Annotated in this window: 11 protein-coding genes and 1 pseudogene; 6 read left to right on the top strand and 6 right to left on the bottom strand. The window is 72.2% G+C overall.

The features are described 5' to 3' along the window. Positions 1 to 52: 52 nt before the first annotated feature. The 3 genes from ACZ7DL_RS37910 to ACZ7DL_RS37900 all read right to left on the bottom strand — a co-directional run bounded on the left by ACZ7DL_RS37910 (position 53) and on the right by ACZ7DL_RS37900 (position 1,674). Complete coding sequence (locus ACZ7DL_RS37910) at positions 53 to 280, bottom strand: hypothetical protein (RefSeq protein WP_470781476.1); 228 nt, start codon at positions 278 to 280, stop codon at positions 53 to 55. Positions 281 to 445: 165 nt separating this feature from the next. Continuing rightward, positions 446 to 985 carry a toxin-antitoxin system, toxin component gene (locus ACZ7DL_RS37905; RefSeq protein WP_470781502.1) on the bottom strand — a complete coding sequence of 180 codons (540 nt, stop codon included), beginning with the start codon at positions 983 to 985 and terminating at the stop codon, positions 446 to 448. A 32-nt stretch (positions 986 to 1,017) separates the two neighbouring features. Further along, the gene (locus tag ACZ7DL_RS37900; RefSeq protein WP_470781474.1) at positions 1,018 to 1,674 is read right to left on the bottom strand and encodes a helix-turn-helix domain-containing protein; all 657 of its coding nucleotides are present in this window, start codon (positions 1,672 to 1,674) and stop codon (positions 1,018 to 1,020) included. A 241-nt stretch (positions 1,675 to 1,915) separates the two neighbouring features. Here ACZ7DL_RS37900 and ACZ7DL_RS37895 point away from each other — a divergent pair, with 241 nt between their 5' ends. From ACZ7DL_RS37895 to ACZ7DL_RS37880, 4 genes and pseudogenes are all read left to right on the top strand, one after another. After that, entirely contained in the window at positions 1,916 to 2,587 is a 672-nt protein-coding gene (locus tag ACZ7DL_RS37895; RefSeq protein ID WP_470781472.1) for an MmyB family transcriptional regulator, read from the top strand. Positions 2,588 to 2,668: 81 nt separating this feature from the next. Beyond that, a pseudogene (locus tag ACZ7DL_RS37890) lies at positions 2,669 to 2,995 on the top strand (galactose-binding domain-containing protein); the annotation flags it as partial. A 292-nt stretch (positions 2,996 to 3,287) separates the two neighbouring features. Next, a complete protein-coding gene (locus ACZ7DL_RS37885) occupies positions 3,288 to 5,336 on the top strand; it encodes a phosphocholine-specific phospholipase C (RefSeq protein WP_470781470.1) in 2,049 nt (682 codons plus the stop codon). Between the two features lie 66 nt (positions 5,337 to 5,402). Then, positions 5,403 to 6,248 carry an LURP-one-related family protein gene (locus tag ACZ7DL_RS37880; protein ID WP_470781468.1) on the top strand — a complete coding sequence of 282 codons (846 nt, stop codon included), beginning with the start codon at positions 5,403 to 5,405 and terminating at the stop codon, positions 6,246 to 6,248. 75 nt (positions 6,249 to 6,323) lie between these two features. Here the strand turns inward: ACZ7DL_RS37880 and ACZ7DL_RS37875 are convergent, their stop codons facing one another. Beyond that, the gene (locus ACZ7DL_RS37875) at positions 6,324 to 7,337 is read right to left on the bottom strand and encodes a hypothetical protein (protein ID WP_470781466.1); all 1,014 of its coding nucleotides are present in this window, start codon (positions 7,335 to 7,337) and stop codon (positions 6,324 to 6,326) included. Next, positions 7,334 to 8,134, bottom strand: coding sequence for a phosphatase PAP2 family protein (locus tag ACZ7DL_RS37870; protein ID WP_470781464.1), 801 nt, complete (start codon positions 8,132 to 8,134; stop codon positions 7,334 to 7,336). Before ACZ7DL_RS37870 ends, ACZ7DL_RS37875 begins: the two co-directional genes overlap by 4 nt. A gap of 200 nt (positions 8,135 to 8,334) precedes the next feature. Here ACZ7DL_RS37870 and ACZ7DL_RS37865 point away from each other — a divergent pair, with 200 nt between their 5' ends. Continuing rightward, positions 8,335 to 8,949: a TetR/AcrR family transcriptional regulator gene (locus ACZ7DL_RS37865; protein WP_470781462.1), complete on the top strand. Its 615-nt coding sequence runs from the start codon at positions 8,335 to 8,337 to the stop codon at positions 8,947 to 8,949. A 137-nt stretch (positions 8,950 to 9,086) separates the two neighbouring features. Here ACZ7DL_RS37865 and ACZ7DL_RS37860 read toward each other — a convergent pair whose 3' ends face one another. After that, entirely contained in the window at positions 9,087 to 10,094 is a 1,008-nt protein-coding gene (locus ACZ7DL_RS37860) for a DUF2510 domain-containing protein (RefSeq protein ID WP_470781460.1), read from the bottom strand. Positions 10,095 to 10,434: 340 nt separating this feature from the next. Between ACZ7DL_RS37860 and ACZ7DL_RS37855 the strand changes: the two genes are divergently transcribed. Then, positions 10,435 to 12,363, top strand: a 1,929-nt coding sequence (locus ACZ7DL_RS37855) for an ATP-binding protein (protein ID WP_470781458.1), incomplete at its 3' end; no start/stop codon positions are given.

Genomic DNA, 12,363 nt, shown 5'->3' with positions numbered 1-12,363 from the left:
GTGGGCCGTTCCGTCGGCCGGGTGACGGCGGCGGGCGGAGGCGTTCGCCTCGTCAGGCGGGTGGGCACCAGTGGCGGAGGAGCCGGAAGAACTCCTCCTCGTTGCCCGCGAGGCCCGCCCGGGCCAGTGCCCGGTCCGCCTCGGCCAGCACGGCGGGCGGGACGACGGCCGGCCGGCCGTCGTCCGGTGGACCGTCGAAGGCGGCGCGCACCGTCTGCAGCAGCCGCAGATAGGCCTGTACGGCGGTACGCTCACGGTCGGTCAGTACGGCGGTGGGCATCGGTCGGCTCTCCCCGAGTAGGCGTCACGGTCACGCGCTCAGCGGCGCACATGTCCAGCTTGCCGCCCACCACTGACAATGCCCGCCGGCTCCGATCCGGTTCGCCCGCTTAGCGGAGGCGAAACCGCCCCGCGCACGCCCGGCGTCCGCCGCCCGGCGCTCCGGTCAGCCCTGCGGTCCTGGGTACCCCAGGGACGCCTCGATACGGCCGGCCACACCGTCCCGCTGCACCGGACCGCGCAGCGCCGAACCGGCCAGATACGTACGGCACTTGCTGGCGAGCAGCAGACCGAAGGTCTCGGCGTCCCGCTCCTCGGCGAGGTCGAATCGGGTACGGGCCGCGACCCGCTGCACCGTCGCCTGGAGCGCCACCTGGTCGAGGTCGTCGGGCAGCAGCCGCGTGGCGGCCCCGACGCCGTCCACATGGTGTCCGCAGTGGTCGGCCTGCATGTGCCACAGCTCGTGGCCGAGGATCACCAACTGGTGGTCGGGGGCGGTGCGTTCCTCCACGACCACGATGTCCCGGTCGGTCAGGTCCAGCCACAGCCCGCTGGCCGTGCCGGGCGGGAAGACGGCCGTACGGAAGTGCACCGGACGGCCCCGGCGGCGGCTCATCGCCTCGCACAGTGCCCGGTACAGCTCACCCGGAGGCGAGGGCACGGGCAGGGCCAGCCCGCCCACGAGCTCGTTGCACAGCCGGCGCATGTCCCTGCCGATGCCCACAGTCCTCCCCTGGCTCACGCCTCGGGCCGCTTGACGCTCTCCAGGAGCATGTCGAGCCACTCGGCGACCTTGTCCCGATGCTGGTCCGTGGGCAACTGGGCGGCGCGCCAGGCGATTCCGCGCACTCCGTGGTCCTGGAGCAGCCGCTCCAGCGGATCCTCGGCGGCCTCGACGGCGGCCCGCTCCCGGTCGGCGAGCTTCTGGAGCAGTTCCTGCTCGGTGCGCTGGAGCGCGCCCGCCAGCGCTTCGGGGTCCTCCGCGGTGAGGAAGCCGGCGTGCACCCGGAAGAAGCGCTGCAGGGCGTCGCAGTGCTCCATGGTGGGCCGCCGGTCGCCGTTGAGCAGGGCCCCGGCCTGCTGCCGGGACATGCCCGCGCCGTCGGCGATCTCCTGCTGGGTGTAGCGGCGTCCGCCCGGCTTCAGCCGGGTGCGGCGCAGCAGGTCCAGGCGCTGGAGGAAACGGGCCTGGACGTCCGGCTCGCCGGCGGGCCGACCGCTGAGCAGGGCTCTGACCACCGCCTCCGGTACACCGCAGGCGATGGAGAGCCGCCCTACGTCGAAGACCTCGGCATGGGATACGCCGAGGCGGTCGGCGAGCGCGGTGACGCGGGCGACGACGGCCGGCAGCTGGGCGGTCGCCGAGGCGCCCGGATCCTCGTAGCCATCCGTCACCGACAGAACTCCTACGTCTCTCGAGGGCTTCAGATGCGTCCGTGCTTCTCACGAGCGAGCGCCGTGAACTTCCCGGAGAGTAGCGGGTGTCTCGAACCCACATCCAGGTGTCGCCACAACTGTGGCGAATTTCAGCCGTCAACCGGCATGAAATGCCACGATAGTTGACACGACTCTTGGCTGGGCAGCAGGATCGCATCGCCGCGTGAAAGGCCGCAGAGGCAAGAGGGGTGACCTCCCGATGGCACATCAGGCAGGAGGGCAGCGGCCGGCACCGCGGCCCGTCCCCGAGACCTGCGAGACCCAGGCGTACCTTCAGGACTACGGAGCGCTGCTGGAGTATCTGACCTGCCCGTCACTGGTCGTGGACCGGCGCTGGAACGTGGTCATGGCCAACAGCGCATTCGAGACACTTTTCCGCGGTGTGCGCCCCCATCCGACGGCCATGCCGGGCGAGAACTTCCTCCGGTTCGTCCTGTTCCACCCGGACGCCGGCGAGATCCTGGGCGAGCACGAGTCGGGCTGGTGCCTGCCGATGCTGGTCCAGCTCCGGACCGCGCTGGAGCGGTACGGACACGACCACGACCTCCAGGCGGTCCGCCGGGACATCGCCCAGGACCCGATCATGGAGGCCGCCTTCCGGCAGGGCCTGCCGCACTGGATCCGCGCCGTGGGCGAGGCCGCGACCCGCCTCGACGGCGCGGTCCGGCTCCTGCTCCACCCGGACCCGCGCCGGGGGCGCACCGAGTGCCGGATCGTGGAGGAGACGCCGCAGCGGCTGCGGGACCTCGGCTACCGGCGCCTGTCCCTGGTGCTGCGAGACCCGCGCCGGCCCGCCGCCCCGGTGCGCCGCCCGCGCCGCCAGCGGGGCACGTCCTCGCACCTGACGGTCGTTCCGGCCACCGAGAGCTGACCCGGCACCGCCGGCGTTCAGGTCGCCGGCGGCGCCGGGTCGGCGGATCCGGGGCCCCGCCCACGAGACCCATGGCCTCGCTGGGAATCGGCCGACAACGCCTTCCCGCAGTCCTGGACGGTCTCGGCTCGTCCTACGCCGTGCGCCGCCTGGTGCTGAAACTGCCGCCCGCCTGGCCTGGGGCGCCCGCACCCAGACCGTCACCGTGCTCGGCAGCACCGACGGCTCGGCCTACTCCACGGTGGTGGGCTCCCAGGGCTGCCGCTTCGCCCCGGCCACCGTCAAACCACCGCGACCGTGTCCCTGCCGAGCGGGACGAACCTGCGCTACCTGCGCCTGAGCGTCAGCGCCAACACCGGGTGGCCGGCCGGGCAGTTCAGCGAGGCGGAGATGTACCTGGCCTCCTGAACCCGCTGCCGGTCCGTGCCCCGGTCCGACCCGGCCGGGGCACGTCCAGCCCTATGAGGGGGTGCGACGAGTTCGTGCGGAAACCGGCGGCCGACCCACGGGCCAAGGTGCTCCAGGTGGATGACATGGCGTCCACGCTCGCGCCAAGCGCACCGCACCGCACGGACCGCCGAGTTTCACACAGGCGCCACCAGACCCTTCCCTGACGTTTGCTGCTCTTGGAACACTCGCTCCGCGCAGATTCCGTCATCTGACGGCATCGACGTACGTCAGGATGAGAGGACCCTCACCCATGCCCGAAGTCAACCGGCGGCGCTTCCTTCAACTCGCGGGCGCCACCACGGCGTTCACCGCGCTGTCCAGCAGCATCCAGCGCGCGGCCGCGCTGCCCGCCCAGTACCGCACCGGAACAGTGGACGATGTGGAGCACATCGTCGTCCTGATGCAGGAGAACCGTTCTTTCGACCACTACTTCGGCTCGCTCCGAGGAGTCCGCGGTTTCGGGGACCCCCGCCCGGTCACGCAGAACGGCAGGTCCGTCTGGAACCAGTCCGACGGCACGAAGGACATCCTGCCCTTCCACCCGGACGCCGACGACCTGGGCCTGGCCTTCATCCAGGACCTCCCGCACGGCTGGAACGACGGGCACACCGCCTTCAACAAGGGCAAGTACGACAAGTGGGTGCCCGCGAAGTCGTCGACCACGATGGCGTACCTCACGCGCGACGACATCCCCTTCCACTACGCGCTCGCGGACGCCTTCACCGTCTGCGACGCCTACCACTGCTCGCTCATAGGCTCCACCGACCCCAACCGCTACTACATGTGGACGGGGTACACCGGCAACGACGGCAAGGGCGGCGGCCCGGTCCTCGGCAACGACGAGGCCGGTTACGGCTGGACGACGTACCCCGAGCGCCTGGAGCGGGCCGGCGTCTCCTGGAAGATCTACCAGGACGTCGGCGACGGCCTGGACGCGAACGGCTCCTGGGGCTGGATCAACGACGCCTACCGCGGCAACTACGGCGACAACTCGCTGCTCTACTTCAACCAGTACCGCAACGCACAGCCCGGCGACCCGCTGTACGACAAGGCCCGCACCGGCACCGACGCCCGCAAGGGCGAGGGCTTCTTCGACCGGCTGAAGGCGGACGTCCAGGCCGGAACGCTGCCCCAGGTCTCCTGGATCGTCGCCCCCGAGGCCTTCACCGAGCATCCCAACTGGCCCGCCAACTACGGCGCCTGGTACATCTCCCAGGTCCTGGACGCGCTCACCGCCAACCCCGACGTGTGGGGAAGGACCGCGCTGTTCATCACCTACGACGAGAACGACGGCTTCTTCGACCACGTGATCCCGCCCTACCCGCCGGCCGCCGCCGCCCAGGGCAAGTCGACGGTCGACCCGGCGCTGGACCTGTTCAAGGGCGACAGCGGCCATGTCGCCGGCCCCTACGGCCTCGGCCAGCGGGTGCCGATGCTGGTCGTCTCCCCGTGGAGCAAGGGCGGATACGTCTGCTCCGAGACCCTCGACCACACCTCGATCATCCGCTTCGTCGAGCGTCGCTTCGGTGTCCAGGAGCCGAACATCTCGCCCTGGCGGCGCGCCATCTGCGGCGACCTGACCAGCGCGTTCGACTTCTCCCGCCAGGACACCGCGCCGGTCGCGCTGCCCGCCACGGCCGGGTACCAGCCGCCGGACCGCGAGCGGCACCCGGACTACGTGCCCAAGCCGCCGGCCAACCCGTCGCTGCCCAAGCAGGAGCCGGGTGGCCGGCCCACCCGCCCGCTGAAGTACGCGCCGGTCGTGGACGGGGCCGCGGACACCGCGGGCGGCAAGTTCACGCTCACGTTCGCCTCGGGGCCGAACGCGGGCGCGGCCTTCCTCGTCACGTCCAACAGCCGTACCGACGGCCCCTGGACCTACACCACGCAGGCCGGCAAGACCCTCTCCGACACCTGGAACTCGGTCTACTCCGGCGGCAACTACGACCTCGCCGTGCACGGCCCCAACGGCTTCCTGCGCGTCTTCAGGGGCCGCAACAAGGTCGCCGGCCCGGAGGTCACCGCCCGGCACGTGGGAGACGACGTCGAACTCACCTTCACCAACAAGGGCTCCGGCACGGTGAAGCTGAAGCTGGTCAACGGCTACGGCGGCAGCCCCGTCGCGGTCACCGTGCGGCCGGGTGCGACCGTGAGGCAGAAGATCGCTCTCGCGGGGAGCAAGCGCTGGTACGACCTGACCGTCACCTCGGACGCCGACCCGGCCTTCCTGCGCGGCTTCGCCGGGCACGTGGAGAACGGGCTGCCCGGCGTCAGCGACCCGGCGATCGTCACGGGGTGAACGAGCGATGAACACCGCTCCGTGCGGACTGGTCAGGTACCGGTCACATCAGGGTAGTGTGCCCCGGTGACCACGCAATCGAACACTCCTGCAGGCTGGTACCCGGATCCGCACGGAGCGGCCCAGACGCTCCGCTACTGGGACGGCGCGCAGTGGACCGAGCACACCAACCCGGCCGACCAGCCCGCCGGGCAGGTTCCGCCGCAGGCCCCTGCCCAGCAGGCCGCATTCCCGCAGCAGCAGACCGGCGACGCCAAGGTGCAGCGCCAGGTACAGAAGCAGGCCGGCGTCGCGGCCGGCGGCCCCGGCGGCGGCACCCTCTTCACCGAGCCCGTCCTGGTCGTGAACCAGAAGGCCAAGCTGATCGAGCTGACCAACGAGTACAAGGTCATGGATCAGGGTGGCCGGGAGATCGGCTCGGTCACCCAGGTCGGGCAGGGCGTGCTGCGCAAGATCCTGCGCTTCGTCTCCAGCCTCGACCAGTTCCTCACCCACAAGCTGGAGATCCGCGACGCCTACGGCCAGCCGCAGCTGCTGCTGACCCGGCCCGCGAAGATCTTCAAGTCCCGGGTGATCGTGACCCGCCCGGACGGATCGCCGGTCGGCGAGATCGTCCAGAAGAACATGATCGGCAAGATCAACTTCGCGATGATGGCGAACGGCCAGCAGGTCGGCGCGATCAAGGCGGAGAACTGGCGGGCCTGGAACTTCGCGATCGTCGACCACCAGGACAACGAGGTCGCCCGGATCACCAAGACCTGGGAAGGTCTCGCCAAGACGCTGTTCACGACCGCGGACAACTACGTCCTCCAGATCCACTACCAGCTGCCCGAGCCGCTGCTGAGCCTCGTGGTGGCGACGGCCCTGACCGTCGACACCGCCCTCAAGCAGGACGCGCGCGGCTGGGGCTGAGCGGCCCCCGACGGTACGGCGACGGCGGCCGGTGCATGCGGATCTCTCCGCCGCACCGGCCGCCGCCGTCTTCGCTCACAGCGCCGTGAGGTGTCCCGGTTGCTCCGGCCTGCGCGGCATCAGCACCGCTTCGGCCGCCACCGTCACCGGCTTGAAGGTCAGTACGGCCGCCACCGGGTGCTCGTCGTGCTCATGGAGCTCGTCGTGCACCGTGGGCTGCCGGGGCACGGACAGCTCGGACGGAACGGGCTGTTCCGCGAGGCCGGGGTCGGGGGCCGCCCGGGTGAGCAGCACCACGCCCCACGAGGCCAGGCCCGCGCCGGCCAGGGCCAGCAGCACCCCGCCGACCCCGCCCTGCAGACCCTGCCCCAGCAGCGTGAGGCCGATCACCGCGGCGGCCATCGGGTTGGCGAGGGTGGCCACGGCCAGCGGGGCGCCGAGGCCGCCGCGGTAGGCCGTCTGCGACAACAGCAGTCCGCCGACGGCGAACCCGGCGACGAGCACGGCGACCACGACCACCTCGGTACTCAGTGCCGGGCCGGAGCGGTCCGTGGCCGCCACGGTCACCGTCTGGGTGAGCGCGGAGGCGACACCGGAGGCGAAGCCGGCGGCGGTCGCGTGCCTGAGGCCCGGCCGGGCGCCGGGCCAGGACAGCATGCCGATCGCGGCAGCTGTCGTACCGGCGACCGCCAGGGCCTCGGTCAGCGACAGCACCCGGTCGGGCGCCGGACCGGAGGCGGTGACCAGCAGCGCGGCCAGCCCGAGCAGCGTGAGCGCCGTACCGCGCCACTCCACCGCGCTCACCCCCCGCCCGGCCGCCCGCGCGCCCAGCGGAACGGCCGCGACCAGGGTGAGCGCGCCCAGCGGCTGGACCACGGTCAGCGGACCGTACTTCAGGGCGACGACGTGCAGCAGCGCGGCGGCGGCGTTCAGCCCGACCGCCGACCACCAGGCGCCGGTGCCCAGCAGCCGCACCAGGCCGGTCCCGGCGCTGCGCGAGGCGAGGCGCTCCTGGGCCACCGCGGCCAGCGCGTAGGCGACGGCCGAGACGAGGGACAGGCCGAGGGCGGCCAGGGCGGCGGCGCTCATCGGCCCGCTCCCACCAGAACGACCTCGCGCGTACGCGGCGCGCTGGTGCCCAGCCCTGCCGTGCCGACCGTGCGCCCCGGCGGCTGGATGACCACGAGGGCGAGGCCGAGCATGGCCGTGGCGACGATCGCGTCGAGCCAGTAGTGGTTCGCCGTGCCCACGATCACCAGGAGGGTGATCAGCGGATGCAGCAGCCACAGCCCGCGCCACCGGGACCGGGTGGCGGCGATCAGGCCGATCGCCACCATCAGCGCCCAGCCGAAGTGCAGCGAGGGCATCGCCGCGAACTGGTTGGAGAGGTGGTCGCTGGACGGCGGGCCGTACACGGACGGGCCGTAGACCCGGGCGGTGTCCACCAGGCCCGTGCCCCTCAGCATCCGCGGCGGCGCGAGCGGGAAGGTGAACGGCAGCACGAGGGCGGCCGTGGTGACGACGGCGAGGACCCGCCGTGCCCATACGTAGTGCGCCGGCCGCCGCAGGTACAGCCAGATCAGGAAGGCGAGCGTGGCCGGGAAGTGGACGGTCGCGTAGTAGGTGTTCGCCAGGTGGACGAGGGTGTCGCCGTGCAGCAGTGCGGACTGCACGGCGGTCTCGTGGGGAAGGTGCACGGTCCGCTCCAGATGCCACACACGGCGGGCGTTGTGGAAGGCGTCCGCGGTGTGGCCGGTGGCCAGCTGCCGGCCGAGCTTGTACACCAGGAACAACCCGGCGACCAGCAGAAACTCACGTATCAGAGGCGGGCGTGCCGAAGTCTCCGGCTCCGCTTGCGCCTCCGCAGGCTCGGTTCGGGCATTCATCCCCCGGCCCCTTCGCTGACGGTGGTGCGTGTGGTGGTGCGTGACGCGGTGCGTGTGAGCCCCGGTACCGGGACCGGAACTCATCGATACGTTGCCGTACCGATACGCCAGTGTACCGATACGATTCTGTACCGGTACACTTGCGTATCGATTGATGTGCGACACACTGGAAACAGGCCACGAGTGAGGGGAAGCACCGCATGACGTCGCAGGACGCGGACGGACCGGAGACGGTCGTCGCCTCGCGCCGCTCCAAGATCACGCCGGAGCGTGAGCGGGAGTTCTTCGACGCCGTGCTGGAACAGATCCGCGAGTGCGGCTACGACTCCGTCACCATGGAGGGCGTCGCCGCCAGCACCCGGTGCAGCAAGTCCACGCTCTACCGGCAGTGGAAGACCAAGCCGCAGTTCGTCGCGGCGGCGCTGCGCGCCAACCGCCGGGTGCGGTTCGCCGGCATCGACACCGGCTCGCTCGCCGAGGACCTGCGCCAGGCCGCGCGGGCCGCGGGCGACTGGTCGACCAAGGACACCCGGCTGCTCCAGGCGCTGGGGCACGCGGTGACCGCGGACCAGGAGCTGGCCCAGGCACTGCGCGAGGCGCTGGTGGACCCGGAGATCGCCGCGCTGGAGGAGATGCTCGCCCGGGGCGTGGCCCGGGGCGAGGTCCGCGCCGGCCACCCCGCGTTCGAGTACGTCCCCGCCATGATGTTCGGCGTGCTGCGCGTGCGGCCGGTGCTCTGCGGACAGTACGCCGACTCGGACTACCTCGTCGGATTCGTGGAGGCCGCCGTGCTGCCGGCGCTCGGACTGACCTGAGACCCAGGCCGCCGTTCACGGGATGACTGAACGGTGACCTGCCCGCGCCGCACCGTGGGGACGGGGGCGGCGCGCACCCCCCGGCCGGGTGGGATTCCTCTTGAGCGGAGGGGGATCCCACCCGGCCGATCCGTGTCTCAGACGTCCTGCCCGTTCCCGCCGCCGGAGGAGACCTTGATGCCCTTCAGGATCTCGTCGATGACGGACAGCTTCTGACCGACGTCCATCCCGAAGCGGACCACCACGATCCGCCCGGCGGCGTCGGGCGACGGGAACGCGACCGACTCCACATAGCCGTCGGCGCCCTTGCTGGTGACCGCCTTCCAGCGCACCAGATAACCCTTCTGCCCGGCGACCGTCACCGGCTCGGAGGCCAGCTCCCGGTGCGAGGTGATGCTGCCGTAGGTGGTGCCGCCGTACGACTGCTTGGCATTGGCCGCGATGTCCGCCTTGGCGACCGCCTCGGCCGTGGTCTCCTTGATGTTCAGCGCCTCCGCCGGAGCCGTGTAGGCGCCGCCCGCGGTGCAGGTCTGGGCCGCGTTGCCCGGGCACTTGTAGGAGTCGTCGGAGATCACCTGCGCACCGACGCTGATCACCTGCCCGGTCCAGCCCTCGGGCACCGGCAGGCTGATGCCGTTGACCGGGTCCGTCACCGAGCCGCCGCCCTCGACCTTCGGCGCCTCGGACGGACCCGGCGACGGCGAGGTCCCGCCGGAACCGCCCGAGCCGCCGGAACCGCCGTTCCCGCCCGAGCCGCCGCCGGGTCCGCCGGACGGCCCGCCCCGGCCGCCGCTCGGCCCCTGCTGCGAGCCCGCGCGGTCGCCGCTGCCGCCGTCGTCCTTGGTGAGGGCGTACACGCCGATGGCTATGCTCGCCAGCACCGCGCCCGTCACCGCGACGGCTATGCCCGTGCGCAGCCCGCGCCGGGACCGGGCCGGCGGCTGGGCGGGATAAGCCGGATACCCCGGGTACGCGCCGTACCCGGCGCCCGCCGGGGGCTGTACCGGGGGACCCCATGCGGCGGCCGTGCCGGCGGGGCGGGTCTGGTCCGTCCATGCCTTGCCGTCCCACCAGCGCTCGGTGGGCGGACCGTCGTTCGTCTGCCCGGGGTCGGGGTACCACCCGGGAGGAGTCGCCTGCGTCATGCCCCCACCGTATGAGGCGACGGTGAAAGCGGGATGAGAGGATCCGCCGCCAAGCACGCGGACCGGAACATTTCGCCCGCGATTTCTGCGCGGGCCGGTCCGCACCGGCCTCCGTTCTCCGCTGCCGCCGGTGCATCCGCTGCCTCCGCGGCTTTCTCCGGCGGCTCCCGGCGGGCGTGGTTGACGCTTCGTCCGCTGGTCGGGACGGGGACGGTGTCGCCTGCCCGCACCCTCTTTCACCCGGGCGGGCAACAGCTGCCGCGACCGGCCACCACAGGCCCCGCCGGACGGCTACGCTCGGGGCCTGTACGTCATTCGGGCGACCTGGGGAGGTAACGGGATGACGGAGGGACGGCCGTCGGCGGCCGGCTCGGCTCCCCTGTGGGAGCGGGACGCCGAGATCGCCACCGTCGTACAGGCGCTCGACGTTCTGTGCGCCGACCAGTCGTCCGCGGGCAGTCTGCTGGTCTTCCGGGGCGAGGCGGGTCTCGGCAAGACCGCGCTGCTCGCCGAGACCCGCCGGATCGCCGAACGCCGCGGCTGCGTCGTCTGGTCCGCCCGCGGTGCCGAGACCCTGAAATCCGTCCCGTTCCACGTCGTACGGCAGTTGCTCCAGCCGGCGCTGCTCTCCTTACTCCCCGACGAGGCCCGCGAATACCTCGGTGACTGGTACGACATCGCCGGCCCCGCCCTCGGTATAGCCGATCCGCAGGGTGACAACGCCGACCCGCAGTACGTCTGCGACGGACTCGTCGCCGCGGTACGTCGGCTCACCCGCCGCGAATGGCCACTGGTGCTGATCCTCGACGACGCGCACTGGGCCGACCAGGAGACCCTGCGCTGGCTCGCCGCGTTCGCCGAACGCCTGGACGACCTCTCCGTCCTCGTCGTGGTGGCCCGCCGTCCCGGCGAGGCCAAGGGGGAGAGCGCCCGCCACCTCGACCAGGTGGCCGCTGCGGCGGGCCGCCCCGTCAACAACCTCAGCGCCCTCACCCCGGACGCCGCCGCAGGGCTCACCCGCGCCACCCTCGGCCGGAACGCGGACGACGCGTTCTGCCGCGAGGTCTGGGCCGTCACCGGCGGCAACCCCTACGACACCGTCGAACTCCTCGCCAAGGTCCACGACAGCGAACTCCAGCCGGTCGAGGCGCAGGCCGGAGAGCTGCGCGCGCTCAACCGCACGGCCCGCGGCGGCGGACTGGTCGACCGGCTCAAGGGCCTCGGCCTGGAGGCCACCCGGTTCGCCTGGGCCGCCGCCATCCTCGGCACCGGCATCACCGTCGACATGGTCGCCCGCCTCGCCACCATGGACGACGACCTCGCCCGGCACTGCGCCGAACTCCTCTGCACCGCCCGCATCCTGACCCAACCCGACCCGGCCGACGGAGCCGAGCGCGCGGACGGCGAGCTGGAGTTCGTGCACCCGCTGATCGCCACCGCCGTCTACAACTCCATCCCGCCCGGTGTGTGCACCGCCATGCACGGAGTCGCCGCGCAGATCATCACCGAGCTGGGCCGCGGCGCCGCCGAGGCCGCCCGGCACCTGCTGAAGGTGCACCCGGACGAGGACGAGGAACTCGTCGAGCAGCTGCGCGAGGCCGCCCGCGAGCACCTCGCCGTCGGCGCGCCCGACGCGGCCCGCCGCTGCCTGGAACGCGCGCTGGCGGAGCCGCCCCTGCCCGACGTGCACGCGCACGTCCTCTACGAACTGGGCTGCGCCACCCTCCTGACCAATCCGTCGGTCACCATCGACCATCTCCAGAGCGCGCTCGGCGTGCCGGGCCTCGGCGGGGACGACCGTGTCGACGCCGTCGTCCGCCTCTCCCAGGCGCTGCTCCACAACGACCAGTTGGAGGAGGCCGTCCGCACGGTCGAGGCGGAGGCCGCCCGGCACGAGGCGGGCTCCGTCCGGCTGCGGCTCCAGGCGTTCCAGTTCATGTGGGAGTGCATCCACGGCGAGACCGTCTCCCCGGCCCGCTCCCGGCGCCTCGCCGAACTGGCGAGCACCTGCACCGGCCGCGACAACGCCGAGCGGGCCCTGCTGATCCTGCGCGGCTTCGACGCGATGACCCACGGGGAGAGCGCCGACGAGGTCCTCGAAATGTGCGACCGCGCCCTCGTCAACGGCCGCCTCGCGCCCGGCCTCGGCTGGACCGACCCCGAGTGGGGCATGGAGCTGCTGATGATGCTCGGCAGCGCGTACGCCTACGCCGACCGGCTCGACCGCGCCGAGAGCCTGTTCGCCGAGGCCCGGCGCGTCTACACCGGC

The organism is Streptomyces sp. NPDC036984, from assembly GCF_055607665.1.
This window is presented reverse-complemented; position numbering and strand designations above follow the sequence as displayed.